The 16817-nt window shown below is 58.5% G+C and carries 19 protein-coding genes; 4 read left to right on the forward strand and 15 right to left on the reverse strand.

The window, feature by feature from the left end:
* Positions 1-45: 45 nt before the first annotated feature.
* A complete protein-coding gene (msrA, locus tag QML71_RS13845; RefSeq protein ID WP_282012517.1) occupies positions 46-540 on the forward strand; it encodes a peptide-methionine (S)-S-oxide reductase MsrA in 495 nt (164 codons plus the stop codon).
* Between the two features lie 21 nt (positions 541-561).
* Positions 562-747 (forward strand): hypothetical protein, encoded by a 186-nt coding sequence (locus QML71_RS13850; protein ID WP_282012518.1) that lies wholly within the window; start codon positions 562-564, stop codon positions 745-747.
* Between the two features lie 584 nt (positions 748-1331).
* On the opposite strand, the gene QML71_RS13855 is transcribed toward QML71_RS13850, so the two are convergent.
* Complete coding sequence (locus QML71_RS13855; protein ID WP_282012519.1) at positions 1332-2180, reverse strand: c-type cytochrome biogenesis protein CcmI/CycH; 849 nt, start codon at positions 2178-2180, stop codon at positions 1332-1334.
* 194 nt (positions 2181-2374) lie between these two features.
* Between QML71_RS13855 and QML71_RS13860 the strand changes: the two genes are divergently transcribed.
* Positions 2375-2569: a hypothetical protein gene (locus QML71_RS13860; protein ID WP_282012520.1), complete on the forward strand. Its 195-nt coding sequence runs from the start codon at positions 2375-2377 to the stop codon at positions 2567-2569.
* Positions 2570-2870: 301 nt separating this feature from the next.
* Here the strand turns inward: QML71_RS13860 and QML71_RS13865 are convergent, their stop codons facing one another.
* The 7 genes from QML71_RS13865 to argH form a co-directional block, all read right to left on the reverse strand.
* Positions 2871-3785: an ATP-binding protein gene (locus QML71_RS13865; RefSeq protein ID WP_282012521.1), complete on the reverse strand. Its 915-nt coding sequence runs from the start codon at positions 3783-3785 to the stop codon at positions 2871-2873.
* Entirely contained in the window at positions 3782-4054 is a 273-nt protein-coding gene (locus QML71_RS13870) for a hypothetical protein (protein ID WP_282012522.1), read from the reverse strand. Before QML71_RS13870 ends, QML71_RS13865 begins: the two co-directional genes overlap by 4 nt.
* A gap of 69 nt (positions 4055-4123) precedes the next feature.
* Entirely contained in the window at positions 4124-4837 is a 714-nt protein-coding gene (locus QML71_RS13875) for a flagellar hook-basal body protein (RefSeq protein ID WP_282012523.1), read from the reverse strand.
* Positions 4838-4879: 42 nt separating this feature from the next.
* The gene (locus QML71_RS13880) at positions 4880-5467 is read right to left on the reverse strand and encodes an N-acetyltransferase (protein WP_282012524.1); all 588 of its coding nucleotides are present in this window, start codon (positions 5465-5467) and stop codon (positions 4880-4882) included.
* Positions 5464-6669, reverse strand: coding sequence for a DUF484 family protein (locus tag QML71_RS13885; RefSeq protein ID WP_282012525.1), 1206 nt, complete (start codon positions 6667-6669; stop codon positions 5464-5466). The genes QML71_RS13880 and QML71_RS13885 overlap by 4 nt, the downstream gene beginning before the upstream one ends.
* Positions 6670-6996: 327 nt before the next feature.
* Positions 6997-7227: a lipoprotein gene (locus tag QML71_RS13890; protein ID WP_282012526.1), complete on the reverse strand. Its 231-nt coding sequence runs from the start codon at positions 7225-7227 to the stop codon at positions 6997-6999.
* A gap of 199 nt (positions 7228-7426) precedes the next feature.
* Complete coding sequence (gene argH, locus QML71_RS13895) at positions 7427-8800, reverse strand: argininosuccinate lyase (protein WP_282012527.1); 1374 nt, start codon at positions 8798-8800, stop codon at positions 7427-7429.
* A 509-nt stretch (positions 8801-9309) separates the two neighbouring features.
* Here argH and QML71_RS13900 point away from each other — a divergent pair.
* Positions 9310-9576: a BrnA antitoxin family protein gene (locus QML71_RS13900; protein WP_282012528.1), complete on the forward strand. Its 267-nt coding sequence runs from the start codon at positions 9310-9312 to the stop codon at positions 9574-9576.
* Positions 9577-9696: 120 nt separating this feature from the next.
* Here the strand turns inward: QML71_RS13900 and QML71_RS13905 are convergent, their stop codons facing one another.
* The 7 genes from QML71_RS13905 to rsmG form a co-directional block, all read right to left on the reverse strand.
* Positions 9697-10824 carry a L,D-transpeptidase family protein gene (locus QML71_RS13905; RefSeq protein WP_282012529.1) on the reverse strand — a complete coding sequence of 376 codons (1128 nt, stop codon included), beginning with the start codon at positions 10822-10824 and terminating at the stop codon, positions 9697-9699.
* A gap of 215 nt (positions 10825-11039) precedes the next feature.
* Positions 11040-12338, reverse strand: a complete 1299-nt coding sequence (locus QML71_RS13910) for a P-loop NTPase family protein (RefSeq protein WP_282012530.1) — start codon at positions 12336-12338, stop codon at positions 11040-11042.
* Between the two features lie 243 nt (positions 12339-12581).
* A complete protein-coding gene (gene rsmI / locus QML71_RS13915; protein ID WP_282012531.1) occupies positions 12582-13307 on the reverse strand; it encodes a 16S rRNA (cytidine(1402)-2'-O)-methyltransferase in 726 nt (241 codons plus the stop codon).
* A 179-nt stretch (positions 13308-13486) separates the two neighbouring features.
* A complete protein-coding gene (locus QML71_RS13920; RefSeq protein ID WP_282012532.1) occupies positions 13487-13897 on the reverse strand; it encodes a bactofilin family protein in 411 nt (136 codons plus the stop codon).
* Positions 13898-13956: 59 nt separating this feature from the next.
* Positions 13957-14826: a ParB/RepB/Spo0J family partition protein gene (locus QML71_RS13925; RefSeq protein ID WP_282012533.1), complete on the reverse strand. Its 870-nt coding sequence runs from the start codon at positions 14824-14826 to the stop codon at positions 13957-13959.
* Positions 14823-15629 carry a ParA family protein gene (locus QML71_RS13930; RefSeq protein ID WP_282012534.1) on the reverse strand — a complete coding sequence of 269 codons (807 nt, stop codon included), beginning with the start codon at positions 15627-15629 and terminating at the stop codon, positions 14823-14825. Before QML71_RS13930 ends, QML71_RS13925 begins: the two co-directional genes overlap by 4 nt.
* Before the next feature lie 513 nt (positions 15630-16142).
* Positions 16143-16790 (reverse strand): 16S rRNA (guanine(527)-N(7))-methyltransferase RsmG, encoded by a 648-nt coding sequence (gene rsmG, locus QML71_RS13935; RefSeq protein ID WP_282012535.1) that lies wholly within the window; start codon positions 16788-16790, stop codon positions 16143-16145.
* Positions 16791-16817 lie beyond the last annotated feature (27 nt).

A 16817-nucleotide genomic window follows, 5' to 3' on the forward strand; every position in this document is an offset into this window, starting at 1 on the left:
GCGGTTTGGCATACAGTATTCTTTAAGCCAAGGAGAATTCAATCGATGACAACTACGGAACAGGCAACCTTTGGAGCCGGATGCTTCTGGCATGTGGAACACGCGTTCGGTCAGTTGCGCGGGGTGACGGCGACCTCCGTCGGCTACACCGGCGGGCATGTGCAAAATCCCGATTACCGCATGGTGTGCACCGGCGAAACGGGCCACGCCGAAGTGGTGCGCGTGCATTACGATCCCGCCGTCGTCTCCTACGACGAACTGCTCAACGTGTTCTGGCAGGAACACGACCCGACATCGCTCAACCGGCAGGGACCGGACGTCGGGTCGCAGTACCGCTCGGCCATCTTTTTCCACACGCCGGAACAGGAACAGACCGCGCGCGCCGCCGTGGAGAAACTCCAGCAGTCCGGCAAGTTCAAATCGCCGATTGTCACCGAAATCACCGCAGCCGGGCCTTATTACCCGGCGGAGGACTACCATCAGAAGTATTTCGACAAGCGCCAGCGCTTCATGGGCGCCAACCGGGAGCAAGGGTATTAAGCCGTCCCGTGGGAGGATGTCATGCCGGAAGAACACAACGAAGCCGCACCGAACCAACGCACCGTCCACTACCTGAGCAAGACCCAGATCAAAAAAGAATGGGCGAAGCTCGACCTGGATGACCTGGAAAAACCACCCCCCAGCGAAGAAGCCCTCACCCTCAACGAACTCTACGAAGACGACCTGTTCGGCCTCGGCAACGAATAGCTCCCTTACAGGGAGAGGAAATGGAGCCAACGCTCATAGCGGATGGTCCGCCTGAGTTAGGGGCGAACGATGGCTCCTCTGCGAGGAGAGGCAGATGGCTACTGCTTTCACCTGCTCACGATGGTCTGCGGGCGCATTCCTGAAAACAATTTATTGGCGCGGGCCACGCCCGCCCGCCTCGCGGGCAGGAAGATGGCTACTGCTTTCACCTGCTCACGATGGTCCGCAGGCGCATTCCTGAAAACAATTTATTGGCGCGGGCCACGCCCGCCCGCCTCGCGGGTGAGAAGAGGGGTAATGCCCGGTAAGCGAACGATGGTCGGCTAGCCCAATTCCAAATCCACTCCGTTGCCCCCGGACGCAGTCCGCTCCTCTGCGAGGAGAGGCAGCATAGCCATCGCGCTACCCAAATGTTTGCGACGGCCGACACGCTGAACGATGGTCCTTCTCTTTGCCTCCCCTCCTTTTCAAGGAGGGGATTGGGGCAGGACACAAGGCAACCCCACCTCATTCCTCCCCTTGGTAAGGGGAGGAGTTATTTGAATGCCTCCGCAGCATCGGCCTGTTCGCCGCCGCCTGGCGGGCTAACCCGCCACCAGGGTTTCCATCACCACCTCGATGTTTTCATCACCGGCGTTGGCGTTGGCTTCGCCTTCCATATCGCCGGGCGTCGATTTCAGATTGCCGTCGTTGTCCAGCCGGAACAGCAGGGTGACGGGTCCGTCGAACTCCACGTCCGGCAGCATGGTATCGGCCTGGCCGATGCGGAACGCATACGGAAACTCCACGCCGATGACGCGCTTCACCGCCAAAGGCGCGCCGGTTTTGACGCCGTGGGGTCGGGCCAGAATGAACAACACCGGTGTCTGGGGCAGATGGCTTTGTAGTTTCGGGGACACCGACAGGGTGCCGGTGATCTCTTTACCCGTGCTCATCACCTCACCCAACACGATGTTGGCCTGCTTGTTGCCGGGCTCGACATCGATGCGGCCCTCCAGATCGCCGGGCTGCGCCTTGGGGTCGCCGTCCAGATCGAGCCGGGCGGAAACCGTCAGCGGTCCTTCAAAGCTCGTTCCGGCCAGCATCACCTCCGCCGGCCCCAGCGAGTATTCCATCGGAAAGGTGAAGAAATTGATCTTCTTGACCGCCAAAGGCGGCCCGCTCTCCACCCCACGCGGCCGCGCATACAGGAACAGCACCGCCGCCTCCGTCACCCTCGGCGCCTGCCCCGGGGCCAGAGTGACCACCCCCTCCACCGCCTGAGCCTGCAGGGCCGGATCGTTTTTCTTGGCCAGCTTCTCCACCACCGCAGGCGGCACCTTGTGCTCCTTCAAGTCGCGTTCGCACGCCGCTAAAAAGAAAACCGTGGATAACAGGCCCAAAATGAGCAATAATTTGATAATGAATTTCATATTTAGCAATTTTTTCGACATAGGATGAATCCTGACAAAGAGAAATGCATCCCAATACCAGAGGATACAAATAAGGTCATTTTATAACAGCAGTGGGTGCAAAAGCGAACACCTTGGAATCTGGGGATGTAGGGCTTTTTCTGATTTGGAAAGCGCTTCACCAGACGGTCTTGAAGTTGGAGCTCCGGACCCCATAATAAAAAGGAGGGATCCGCATGTTTTATCCCGTTAAAGTTCTCGATGAAGATGGAAAAGTCAAAAAGGTGGTGTCTCCTAAAAAGTTGAGCAAGGAGTACTGGGGCAAAATTTTTGACGATACGAAAAACCGCGCTTCCAAGCGCAAAGGCAAACGTTCGGTCGCGAAAACCGACGTGCTGACGGAGTCGGATGAGTACGCTCTGGAGGATTGAACTGGATCGCTCACGCCGATCCGTTTTGCAGTAACCTCCCGGTCCACCCGCTATGGGCTGGACGCTTCTCCCTAAAACTCAATGCCAACAAGAAGGGCTGGGTGCCTCGCATCCGGTCCTTCTTTTTTGCAGAAAGCCCTGGATGGGCAATGTCCGCTGGGAGAACGATAGTCCCACACCCCATTCAAATCCTTATTCGTTCCCCGCGGGTGCAACCCGCCTTTCAATCCCCTCCTTGGAAAGGAGGGGAGGAAAAAGATCGCCCGCCAAATACCAAGTTATGCCAAGGGTCATCAAACGCTCAATGTTTTTTTCCCGGGCCCGATGAGCGCGGCGACGATTTCCCCGCCATGCTGCGGCGAAAGTCATCTCCTTCCATCTTCACGAACCGGCACATCTCCGCCAGCCGCGAGAAGATGCGATCGCCCACCTTGTCCTCCAGCGTCTCTTCCCCCGCCCAGCTTCTGGACGCATCATTCCGCGAAAACTCCACGTGCGTGTCTTTCGATTTCTTTTTGTGCCCGGGCTCCGAAACTTCATCGGTGTAGTTGGTGGTGAAGATCGTCACCTTGTCGGCGGCGTTGTAACGGTTGGAGATGATCTGGTCGAGCATGGTCAGCTCCCATTCCGTGTTGCGGCCTTTGGCCAGCTCGTCAATCACCAAAACCGGCGCGTGCACGAAGGGATTGATGATGGCCTGCTCGGACAGGTCCTGCGAATAGCCGTGGCGGATGTCGGAGAGCAATTGAAAAAAATCGATGAACTTGCCGTTCACGCCTTTTTCCAAAAGCAGGGCTTTTAAAATGCTCACTGCCAGGTGGGTTTTGCCGACGCCTGGCGTGCCCATGAACAAAAGACCGCTTTGCGGCTTCTGCTCGAAATCCTTGACGAAATCGCGCGCCGTCTTGAGCGCCAGCTTGTTGGCCTGCGACCCGATGGGATGATAGGTGTCGAACTGGGTTTCGAGGTATTTGCCCGGCAGGTTGGCGTTGTTGAACGAATCAAGCCGCTTTTTCAACCCGGCGCACTCACAGGCGCGCATGAACGAAACGCCGGTCTCATCTTCGGCGAACACCTGGCCCCGTCCACCGCAGATCTCGCACTGAAAGCAGGCGCAGATTTCCGCCTGCACGCGTCCCGCCGGATTTTTGAGGACATAATGCTGGCCCCGGCAGTCCTTGCAGTTTTTTTCCGGCTGAGTGCGCGATCGCGTCATCGGGCCGCCCTTTCAATTTCCGTTTCTACCTGTTCGCGCAAGCCGGTCAGCGACACCTTCGCCAGCGGTCCGCGCGCCTGGTCCTCGGCACGGCGAAACGCCGATTCGATGGCGCGGCACAACAACTGCACCGGCACCTGCCGACTCTCCCACTGCGTGATGAGATCGTAGTCGCTGGCCGAAAGCGACAGGCCCGATCCCTTCAGCGTCAGAAAAAACTGCTCGACGTGGGTCAGGTAATTGATGTTGTCCCGTTCAAGGAGACTCATGCAAACGTGATGGGTGAAAAGGGAATGGTGTGATGTGTTACCGAATGGTACTGCCAGCCCGGACGCTTTTCAAGCCGTAATGTCGAGCAGGCTGCCGGTCATGTCATCGGCGGCGCGAATGGCGTTGGCATTGGCGCGGAACTGGGTGGATGCCACTATTTGCTGCACCATTTCCTCGCTGATGTCCACGTTCGACACCTCGAGGAATCCGGACTGCACGGTGCCGAGTCCGTTGCTGCCGGGGTTGCCGGCCACCGGTTGGCCGGAGGAACCGGAGACGCCGAACAGGCTGTTGCCCAGGGCGGAAAGCCCGGCAGGATTCTGAAACCCGGCGAGCTGGAGTTGTCCCAACGTTTGTGTCTGACCGTTGACGAGCGCCGAGACGCGTCCGCCGGGACCGATGCGGATCGTCTGCGCGCCACCGGGAATGCTGATTTCCGGCAGCAGCGGGTTGCCATCGGCGGTGACCAGCCGGCCGCCGCCATCCACTTTCAAACTGCCGGAGCGGGTGAAGCCGGTGCCGCCGCCGGCAAGGCCGACCTGCAAAAACCCGTTGCCCTGCACTGCGATATCGAGCGGGTTGTTGGTGGGCACCAGCGGTCCCTGCAAACCGGAACGTGAAACGCCGGAGACGCGGGCGCCGCCCGATGGGCTGTCCACAATGTTGACACGGCTGCTTTTGAATCCGGGGGTCTGGAGGTTGGCGAGGTTGTTGGCGCTGGCCTGCACTTTGCGGCTGGCCACGTTGAGACCGGAAAGCGAGGAAAACAAGGATTCGAGCATGCGTCACCTCCCTCAATGCACCGGCATCCGCCGATATGCTTCTTACACCGCGGCGATCGTTTCCATGCCGGTGACCGGTTGCAATCCGGTGACCGGTTGCAATCCGGTGACCGGTTGCAATCCGGTGACCGGCGTCAATGCAACAGCCGGTTCGTAAACGGGCACCGCGACGGGCACGAATACCAGCGGACGGATCATCGCCGTTTCGTCGCACCGTTCCTGCTTCGGGCACACGGTGCAATCTTTCCAGATTTTATCCGGCAGGCGGTTTTTGTCGATCACTTCAAAGCCGAAACGCTGGAACAACGGCGCCGCGTAGGTCAACACGAACACATGCGAGTAGTCGGCGCGGATGGCGTCTTCAATGCCGGCCTCCACCAGTTGACTGGCAATGCCGCGCCGGGAATACTCCCGGTGCACGGCCAGCGACCGGATCTCAACCAGTCCCTTGGCACCGTAACTGAGGGCCAGAACGCCCACCACCTGCCCATCCTGCCGGTACACCCGGAACTGCGACAGGTTGCGCTCGACATCCGCCAGCGTGCGCGGCAACATGAGACCGGTTTCCGCGTAGTCGTTGATGAGATTCAAAATGCCCGCGGCGTCGCCGGGTTGTGCGTGTGTGATCATGCCGATAAGGATTCGCTGTTTTCTTCGGGATCGAGGCCGTCCATCACCGACAACGCGTAATCGAAATCGTCGTGATTGACGATGTCCGAGTCGGGGTACGAAACGATCCTGAGGTTGATTTTTAAAAATGCATCCGCCGGACCGGGGTTGAGCGCTTCTTCCACGTCCGACTTCAACCGGTTGGCCATTTGACAGGCGGCGTCGCCACAAATTCCGGGGAGCAGCACCATGAAATCACCGTCGTTGACCCGGAACAGCAGGTCGCCATCGCGCGAATTTTGCTGGAGAATGCGGCTGATCTCGACGAGAATTTGATACCTGTCTATGTCACAAGTATTCATGAGATCATCCCAATAGTCAATCTGCAATTTGACGCAGGAAAGGCTTTTCTCATAGCGTCTTGCGCGGTCGAACTCGCGTTTCACCGCGGTCGCCAGGTACGACTCGTTGTACAGTCCGGTGACCGAATCCAGCAACGATTGATTTTTCATCCCTTCCATCAAAAGCACGTTGTCGATGGCGATGCCCAGCTTCTCTGCGGTGCGTTCCAGGTAGTCGGTGCGCAACCCCTCGTGAAACTGCGCCGGGTCCACGCTTCCCAGGCACAGAGCGCCCGCCATCTTGCCGTGCAACGGAATCGGGATCAGTACTTCGGAACGGATCGGCCCGCTATCCGTGACGTCGAACAATTCGGAACCCGGCTCCAGTTGATTGCGCAGCACCGGACCCCAGCCATCCCTGAACCAGTCGAACAGGGTGGCCTGATCGATCAGGCGCAGGCTTTCGGCGCCATCCCGCGACTGCATCTGCGGCAGGCTGTGCGCGATGAAGTGATCGGCGCCATCGACCAGGCAGATCATCACGCCGTGGATGCCGAAGCGTTTGATGATCTCGCCACGAATTTCGCTGGCCATCTGGAAAAAGTTGTGGCTGTACAGGCAGATGCGTTCGATCTCGAACAGGTGCTCGAGAATGCGCTCGTTGCATTCCGCCACTTCCATGAACCATTCGAGCTGACCTTTGATGTGTTCCTTGTCCTGCTGCACGCGGCGCAGAATGCGGTCGGCAATGCTCAAGGTTTTGAGCGGCTGCACGGGCAGGTCGGTTTCCTCGATGGTTTTGATCCGGGTCAACAACTCCGGGTAATCATTGAAAAACTCCGGGTGTTCGTTCAAATACAAAGCCACTTCGTCCTTGTTCATCGCGGGCATCCTTCCAACTTCCGGTTGATAAAATCGGCGCAGAAAATCACGTTTCCCTCTGCCGCTCCGGGGGGTTAACAATAAAACCTTAATAATCAAATAGCTATACAAATGGCCCCAAAACAGCCATCCTATAAGTCATTGAAATTTTTAATGTTGATTAGAAACCCATTATAACCGAAATATGTTTAACTGTCTCCCAAAAATCACACCTATTTTATTGATTTTTTGGGCTTTATGGGAGTTCTGGCGGAAGGGGTGTAAAAATGGGGGTTTCGGGTTCCGGGAGGGGGTCAAAAGAGGAAGATCAGGCAGGCGCGGATTTCATCAAGGGTAGGGCGGCACGGCGGGCGGTGCGTCCTCGCGTCCTCCGGCCGGGGTCTCCTCACCCCCCAGGGTCGGCGACTCTTCCAGCTGGCTTTCGGGGGCTTCGGTCTCAACAGAGGGCTGTTTGACGGGCGGCAGCGGCGGACCCTTGCGCCCGCAACCGGCAACCAGAACACCTGCCAGTATAGTAATTAAAAGGATGTAAAAAATGGTTTGGAAGGGTTTCGTCATTTTCAACGTCCGCGAGAGATTCGGAATTGCGCCCAAAAGCCATCGTTCGCCCATAACGCATCAGCCCGTTTGCCGCGGGCCACGCCCGCCCACGAGGTGGGCTGGGCTACGCTCCAGGAAAATATTTTGAGTTTGGAACGCGCCCAAAAGCCATCGTTCGCCCGTAACGCATCAGCCCGTTTGCCGCGGGCCACGCCCGCTACTTCCATTCTTTCGTCAGGCGCTTCAGTTGCTCGCGCACCTGGTTGCGGGCGGTGCCGCCATACACGTTCTTGCGATCGACCGCGCCTTCGATCGACACAAAATCGAAAATGTCTTTCTTGAATTTCGGTGAAAACTGCTGGAACTCGCCGAGCGTGAGATCGGTCAGCCCCTTGCCCTGCTTCAGGCAATACGCCACCGTCTTGCCCGTCACCTCATGCGCGTCGCGGAAGGGCATGCCTTTCAGCACCAGGTAATCGGCGATCTCCGTCGCCGTCAAAAAGCCGCTGGCTTCGAGCGACGCCACCGGCTGCGGCTTGAACGTCGCCGACTTCATCATGCCGTCGAACACATCGAGCGCCATCTGCACCGTGTCCACCGTGTCGAACAAGGGTTCCTTGTCCTCCTGCATATCCCGGTTGTAGGCCAGCGGCTGCCCCTTGAGCAGCGTCAAGAGTCCCATCAAGTGACCGTACACCCGCCCGGTTTTGCCGCGCACCAGTTCGGCGGGGTCCGGGTTTTTTTTCTGCGGCATGATGCTGCTGCCGGTGGAGAAGGCGTCCGACAACTCGATCAACTTGTTCTCGCTGGTGGACCACAGGATCACTTCCTCGCCCAGGCGGCTCAAGTGCGCCATCACCAACGACGCGGCGGCGAGGAACTCGACCACGAAGTCGCGGTCGCTCACCGCATCCATGCTGTTGTGGGTGACCGCCGGGAACTTCAACAACCGCGCCGTGTAGTGGCGGTCGAGGGGGTAGCCCGATCCCGCCAGCGCCGCCGAGCCCAGCGGCATCACGTTCACCCGCTTGAGCATGTCGTTGAGGCGGGCGCGGTCGCGCCCCAGCATCTCGACGTACGCCAAGAGGTGATGCGCCAAGGACACCGGTTGCGCCCGTTGCAGGTGCGTGTAACCGGGAATGATCGTGTTGACGTGTTTTTTGGCCTGGCCGATCAGCGTGCGGCCCAACCGTTTGAGGGCGCGTTCGATGTGCGTGATCTCGTCGCGCAGGTACAGGCGCAGGTCGAGCGCCACCTGGTCGTTGCGGCTGCGACCGGTGTGCAGTTTGCCACCCGCCGAACCGATCTTTTTGATCAACCGCTGCTCGATGTTCATGTGCACGTCTTCGAATTCCAACTTGAACTCGAACCGGCCGCTGTCGATTTCTTTCAGGATGGATTGCAGGCCGCCGATGATCTGTTTCGATTCCGCCGCCGTCACCAGCTTCGCCTTCTGCAGGGTCTTGCAATGCGCGATGGAACCCTGGATGTCGTAGGCGTAGAGCCGCCGGTCGAACGACACCGACTCCGAAAAACGGATCATCAGATCGTCCGTCGCCTGCTCGAATCTGCCACTCCAGGGTTTTTTCATGCGCGGGGCTCTAATAATAAGTGAGGAAACAATAAGTTAAGGCGAGATTGTACTGTCCCCGGCGATATTGGGCAAATTTTATTTACGAGGAAAGCGTTCACTAATTAAAGATTGCGCCCACAGACCATCGCAGTGTTCACCAAGCAGTAGCCATGCTCCCTCCGGCCGTGGGCCGGGCCTCGCCCGAAAGAACGGGCTAATGCATTGAGGGCGAACGATGGCCAGTGGGCGCAAATCGATGCCCCCCCTTCTCCGAAGGGGGCTGGGGGGATTTTTCCTTCAGGACTTGTCATTCTGAGGAGCCCCGCCACGCGGGGAGGGAACATGGGCGATTGGAATTGCGCCCGTGGATCACCGTTTCGAACGGGAACGCATCAGCCCGCTTCCTCTCCCTGTAAGGGAGGCGACGAAGAATCTATGTTTTAAAAAGACAGCACATAGATCCTTCGCTCCGCTCAGGATGGCATGCTATGATTTTGAGGTTATTCTACGGAAGGTTTACGAAGCTTATGACTAAAAAAATTCCGAAATTCAAAAGCGAAAATGAGGAACGCAAATTCTGGAGTGACCGCGACTCCACCGAATACGTGGATTGGAAAAAGGCAAGGCGCGTGACTCTGCCGGAGCTGAAGCCGTCGCTCAAAACCATTTCTCTGCGACTGCCCGCCTCGATGCTGGAAGAACTGAAACTGCTCGCCCACAAGCGGGACGTGCCCTACCAATCGCTCATGAAAATCTTCCTCGCCGAAAAAATCCGCGAGGAGATGAAGGTGTAGGAAAGAAGATGCTCACCTCTCCTTGGGGAGAGAAAAGTTGTTTATTCGCGCCCACCGATCATCGTTCGCTGGGAGAGCATTACCCTGCTTCTTCCCCTCGTAGAGGGGGCCGTGGCCGGGTCAGGCCGACTTGCTCCACTTTTCTTCGTGGACGATGTGGACCGGGGTGCCGGTGGGGAGGACGTGGGCGAGGAAATCCAGGTTCCATTCCTGGATGTTGGGACAACCGGCGCTGCCGCCTCGGTGATCGTAATTCTTTTTGAAGAACTCGTTGGTGCGCGCCACGTTCACGCCATGGATGCCGTAACTGCCGGGCACCGGTTTGCCCAGCCGCTTCATACCCAGCCACCAGTGGCCGATCTCGTGGTCCGGGTCGCCGAACGGGATGGCGCGCACGACGGTCCTGCCGTTCACCTCTTCCTTCTTGTACCACGTCGGCTTGTACAACTTGTTCTCGATCTCGTACTCGCCGACCGGCGTCTCTTCATCCTTGCGACCGAAGATGGCGGGCACTTCCAATATTTCCTCGTCGTTGTAAAACACCTTCAGCATGCCGGTCTCCAGTATGCCGAGGATGTACCAGTTCTCCGCATGGGTCGAATACTGCGCGATGGGTTTGCCGTCGAACAGCAACCGCGTGCTTTCGCCCTGCTTTACGTACTTCGCGCGCGGGTCGTCGTGGATGCGCTTGACGATGACTTGCAGATTCTGCGGCACTTTGTTGTTCTGGATCATCTGGTCGATCATCTGCGCCAGCTCGAGGTTTTTCTTTTTGGTCTGGACGAGGTCGCGCTCCAGCTTGTCGAGCTCGCCCTTGATCTGTTTCACTTCCTGCGGCGAGGCCATGCCGAGCTGGCCCAGCCGTTCGTAGATCAGGTAATCGACGCGCTTCTGCGTGGCGGCGTCGAGCACCAAGGCATAGACGAACCCCAGGCCGAGCACGGTGACGGCGAGAGCGGAACCCGACCACGCCAGCATGCGCCGGGTGCGCGCCGACAGGCGATGGCGGTTGACTTCGCTGCGCACCTGCCGATCCTTTTTGTCCAAGGCCTGGAACTTGGCGTCCTTGAACTTGTCGTGCAGACGGCGTTCGAGATCGGACAGCCGCGCCACGTTGTCACGCAACCGGGCACGGATGGCGTCGAGGTTCTCGCGCGTCCTGCGATCGTAACTGCCGACCGGGTCTTTATTGGCGATCAGGTTGTATTCGGCAATCGTCAGAACTTTTAATTTGGATATCTGCGCCATCACGGTGTCCGTTTATAAAACCTTGTTCCCGGTTCCCCCAGTCTGAGCCCAATTTCCACCCCTCCTTTCCAAGGAGGGGATAGAGGGGAGGTAATGAAGTTTCCTTCCTTGCAAAAAACAAAACGTAAAGGCAACCCCGCCCCAACTCGTCACTCTGTAAGTGCCCCTGGGTCAGGGAAGAAAATGTCATTGAGTTTGCCGCGGGCCGTGCCCGCTCACCCGCCAAACACGCTGAAGTGGGACGGGGTTTTGAATTTCTCCAGGTAGTTCAGTATAACGCGGTCCGGCTCGTCCAGCGCAGGGCAATTTTCCATACGCGATGCCAGCCCGAGCGCGATCTGGTCCATGCGGCCCGCCAGCGTGGTGTCCATGTTGTAAAACAGCGTGCCGCGGTTGTTGGTGATGTTCACCACCTTGTTCTGCGGCACCAGTCCCAGAATGTGAATGCGTTTTTTGTACTGATGGTACTTGTCCAGGGTGTCGAGGTACTGCCGCAAACGATCCAACGCAGGCGGCACCTCTTTCAAATCTTCGAGGCGGTTGAACACGAGGCCCATCTGCTTGTTCTTCATCGACCCAAACACCGCCGCCTTGCCATCCTTCGCCTGCACGCGCTCGATGTAGGCCTTCTCGATGCCGGTCAACTGGCCGCGCGTGTAGTCGGCGCTGAAATCCTCGTAATAATCGATGAACGTGTGCAAGGCGTCGATGCTGCCGTTGATGGCCAGGGTGTTGCTGAGGTCGAACACGAACGCCACCTGGTCGATCTGGCAGATGAGCGACGACAGGTGGTTGACGCCGCCCGCCGGGGTGTCGAGGATGGTGTGCTCGAACCGGTCGAACACGCCGCGCAGGAAATCGAGGAACAGCAACAGGAACTCCGGCTGGTTGACGCGCCGCCGGTGCTCGCGCTTGCCCAGAATCGGCACTTCGCCACCGATCAGTGAGAAACCATATTCTTCGATGTGGTTGATGTAATCGCCGGGGTCGGGTCGCGATCCGGCGTCCGCCTTCAACAGGACGGCGCGCAGTTTGTCCAGCGGAATGGCGTGGACGACGTCGGCCAGTTCCCGCACCTGCGCCGGGGTCTGCACCTCGCCGCGCTTGAGAAACAATTCGTGCAGCGCATCGGCAAACTCAAAGCCACCGAAGTGGAACAGCTCCGTTTTCAGCGTCTGGTAACGGCTGAACTGTTTTTGCACTTGCGGATCGCCGGTCTCGAGGGTGCCTTCGGTGTAACGGCGGAAGGTGGCGAGCATCTGGTACACGGTGCGCAGGAAATCGACCTGATAGGTTTTGTTGGCGAGCGCTTCGAATAGATCGTAAAAACTGCGCGACGGGTGGCTGTCCAACAGGCTGGCGATGGTGGGCAGGCGCAGGTCGAGATCGACGAGGCAGATGGGCCGGTTGGACTGCGTCGATTGCAGCGCCCGCGTCAGGGCGGCGGCGGTGTTGATCGACAGGGTCGTCTTGCCAATGCCCCCCTTCGGGCCGATGAACGAAATGATGGACATAACGTGTCAGAGCCTATTATTTCAATAACTGTCTAATGAATGAATGTTTCACAAAAACCCGTTTCCACTTTATATTTTCCCCTCCTTGAAAAGGCGGGGAAATAAAATCAAAACATAGATTCTTCGTCGCTTGCGCTCCTCAGAATGACAAGACAATCCCCCGTGATGTCATTCTGAGCAAAGCGAAGAATCTGTGTTTTTTCCGGCCTGGCCGGCTCCGTGTTCATCTGTGCGCATCGGTGGTTAATAATCTTCTTCGGCGTCTTCGCTCGCTTTCTTCCCACCGCGGCCGGTACCGGCAATCACCAGCGTGATCTCGCCCTTCCATTTTTTTCCTTTGTTTGTATCCACCAACTGTTGCAGCGAACCGCGCACGATTTCTTCGTGCAGCTTGGTCAACTCGCGGGCGATGATGGCCTGGCGATCGCCGAACGCATCGAAGAGTTCCGTGAGCGTTTTTTCCAGGCGGTTGGGCGACTCGAACAGCACCACCGCGCCCTGCAACTGCGCCAGCGATTCGATCGTTGCCTTGCGGCGCTTTTTGCGCGGCAGGAATCCGGCGAACGAAAAGCGGTCGATGGGCAGACCGGAAACCGTGAGCGCCGCCATCACCGACGACGGTCCAGGGATGGAGACCACGGGGATGTCCGCCTCCAGCGCCTGCTGCACGAGGTAGTATAAAGGATCGGAAATGCCCGGCGTGCCGGCATCGGACACCAACGCCACCGCGTCGCCGCCCTTTAGCGTCTTGATGAACTGCGGCGCTTTTTTGATCTGGTTGTAGCTGTTGAAACTGGAGAGCGGCGTGGCGACCTGGTAATGATCGAGCAGAATGCGCGAGCGGCGGGTGTCCTCGGCGGCAACGAGTTTCACCGCGCGCAGGGTCTCAACGGCGCGGTACGTCACGTCGCCCAGGTTGCCGATCGGCGTGCTGACAATATACAATGTCCCGTCTTCATGGCTGGCCATATCCCCGCATTGTACGGCCTCCCTCGCATTCACTCAATAACTATTTGGATTCAAAAGGGTTAAGAGCGGACCGTGAAAGAGCAGGGAAGGCCTGCGGGAAGTCTGCAAGCCGGGACGTCTCCACCCAGCGGGGGCGGAGGCCCCACACGGAACGGATCGGGAAGGAGGGGGGGAGTGCTTCAGTTTTTGTGGTCGGTGCCGGTTTTTTCTCCGGACTCATCCTTCACCAGGGGGACGATCTTTTTTTCGCTGGCTCCCATCTTGCAATTGCCGTCGAAGGTGGCGCCGACTTCGATGAACACCGAAGGCGTGTCGATGTTGCCGACCATTTCGCTGTTGGCGTGGATCTCGACGCGCTGCGTGGCTTTGATGGTGCCGTAGATTTTGCCTTTGCAGATGACGGTGCCCGCCGAGATGTCCGCTTTCACGATGCCCTTTTCGCCGACGATCAACGTGTCCTGCGTCTGCACTTCGCCCTCCAGCTGACCGTCCATGCGCACCGTGCCGGTGAAGCTGAGCGTGCCTTTGAAATGCGTTTCCTCGCCCATGTAGGCTTTGATGTCCTTACTGGTTTCCACTGGCTTTGCCATGCCACCTCCCGAGCTCTCTGTTTTTGGATCGAAAATACCCATAATCGTTTTTCTTTCAGTTATTTGATTATCATATCATGAATGCGTTGTAAATCGTCATTGTCGTAATACTGAATCACCACCTGGCCGCCCTTCTTGCCGGCGTTGACGCTGACCTTGGTACCCAGCGCGCGCTGGAACTGCTTTTCGAGGTCATTAATAAATACGTCCTTTTGGGCACTCTTTTTTGCCGGACGGGAGGCTGCAGGCTGGCTTTGGCGTTGCGCCATCTGTTCGAGCTGCCGCACGTTCAGACCTTTGCGCACGGCCTGCTGGCGCGCGTCTTCGCGGTCGCGTTCGTTGCCGATGGCGAGCAGGGCGCGGGCGTGGCCCATGCTGAGCCGCCCGGAGGCGAGGTCGTCCTTGATGGCCTTGGACAGCTTGAGCAGGCGCAGGGTGTTGGCGACGGTGGCGCGGTTCTTGCCGACCTGCTGCGCCACTTCGTCCTGCGTCAGGCCGTGATCCTGCACCAGCCGCTGGTAGGCCTCGGCTTCCTCGATCGGGTTCAGGTCCTGGCGGTGGATGTTTTCGATGAGCGCGAGTTGCAGCGACTCGGTGTCGGTGACATCGCGGATGACCACCGGGATATCCTTCTTGCCCGCCTTCTGGCTGGCGCGCCAGCGGCGCTCGCCGCAGATCAATTGATAGCCCTCGCCCTGCCGCTGCACGACGATGGGCTGGATGACGCCGTTCTGTTGGATCGATTCCACCAGCTCGGCCAGTTTTTCATCGTCGAATTCCTTGCGCGGCTGGTGGGTGTTGGGCACGATCTGCTCCAGCGGCAGCACGGTGATGTCGGAGCCGGAAGCCGCCTTGTCAGCCGCTTCGGTTTCTTTCGGGGCGTCGCCGAACAGGGCGTCGATGCCTTTGCCCAGGGCTTTGCGCGTCATGGCGTCACCTCGCTCAAATTAGAAGATGGGTTTCCCAGGTTGCGGCGGCCGCGCAGAATGATTTCCTTTGCCAGCTCGACGTAGGCGTCGGCGCCTTTCGACCGGCTGTCGTAGAGGATGACCGGCTGGCCGTGGCTGGGCGCTTCGCTCAGGCGCACGTTGCGCGGGATGACCGTGGTCAGCAGGAAATCCTTGAAATACTTTTTGACCTGGTCCTGCACCTGCCGGGTGAGGCTGGTGCGGGCGTCGTACATGGTGAGCAAAATGCCCTCGATACGCAGTTGCGGGTTCAGCGACTGCTTGACGCGTTTCAAGGTTTGCATCAGGTGGCTCAATCCCTGCAGGGCATAATACTCACATTGCATGGGCACCAGCACCGAGTGCGACCCGGTCAGGGCGTTCAACGTCAACAGGCCGAGCGACGGCGGACAGTCGATGACCATATAATCGAACCGCTCCAGCGCCGGTTGAATCGCCTGCTTGAGACGGGTTTCGCGCTGCTCGACGCTCACCAGCTCCACTTCCGCCCCGGCCAGATCGACCGTCGCCGGAATGATTTTCAGGGTATCGATTTCGGTGGCGTGCACCACCTCGTCCAACGTGGCCGAACCCATGATGAGGTCGTAAACGCCCGCGCCGCCGTTGGGGGTGACGCCGAGACCGCTGGTGGCGTTGCTTTGCGGGTCGATGTCCACCAGCAGCACCTTTTTCCCGGCCAGAGCGATGCAGGCGGCCAAATTCACCGCCGTGGTGGTTTTGCCCACCCCACCCTTCTGATTGGCCACGCTGATGATCGACGCCATGAATGGAAATGCCTCTAAGGATTGGACCTGCTTCAATTTAGCACGGTTTGAAAAAACCCGGCAACTCAAAAACCCCACCGCTACGGCTTAGGACGGGTTTTCAAAGGCTTCCGGGCCTCGCCCGGAGGAAAAGCAGGCAATCTATCCCTCCCCCAGAATAGCTCCATTCTGCGTGTGGCGCAGCCCCTGTTTCACGTGGAACGCCGGGCCTCGCCCGGAGGAAAAGTAGGCAATCTATCCCTCCCCCCCTGAATAGCTCCATTCTGCGTGTGGCACAGCCACTGTTCCACGTGGAACGCCGGGCCTCGCCCGGAGGAAAAGTAGGCAATCTATCCCTCCCCCCTGAATAGCTCCATTCTGCGTGTGGCGCAGCCACTGTTCCATGTGGAACAGGGGGCTGAGCCCCCATTCAAATTTATGCGCTTTAAATCTCCTGTGGGTTCGCCACCATTTTCTCCGGGCGAGGCCCAGCGTTTTTGGAGAAAATGGCCGGTTGGAGCGGTTGTTCCGGGTTCAGATGCGGCGGAAGGCCAAAAGCCGCGATTCCTTGCCGTCGTAGCCATAGATGGGATACGTCTCTGCTAGTTCGAAGGGCTGGTCCTCGGAAACCCCCGCCTGCTCTTCGTCCAGTCCCTTTTTGACCACCCCCTGCCCTCCGGGTTTCAGGAAGGGAGCCGCGAGGTCCAGGCACTGGGAAGTCGAACCCACGGCGCGGAAGGTGACGCGATCGAACCGCCCGGCCAGAGCCGGGTCTTCGGCGGCGTCTTCGGCACGTTGATTGAGCACTCGGAAATTATGGAAACCCAGCTCCGCCCCGGCCGCGTGCAGAAACCCGGTTTTTTTACGCAAACTTTCCAGCAGCGTCAGATCCAGGGTGGGATGAATGATTTTAAGCGGAATCGCCGGAAAGCCGCCGCCGGACCCGATATCCAGGGTTTTATGGCCGGACTGCACGAACCGGGCGTATTGCAGGGAATCGAACACATGCTGGCGGAAGAAGTTGCCGGCATCGCGTTCGGAGGTCAGTTGAATCTTCGGGTTCCATTTCTGCCACAGGCTGAGGAAACGCAGGAAGGGATCGATGCAGGCTGCGGGGTCGGGCTCATTTCCGGCAAAATCCAGATTGGGATGGCGCAGGATGTCTTCGATCAGCGATTCCAAAGGCGAGCCTTATTTACGAAAGAGAAT

The organism is Nitrospina watsonii (genome assembly GCF_946900835.1).
GTDB classification, from domain to species: domain Bacteria; phylum Nitrospinota; class Nitrospinia; order Nitrospinales; family Nitrospinaceae; genus Nitrospina; species Nitrospina watsonii.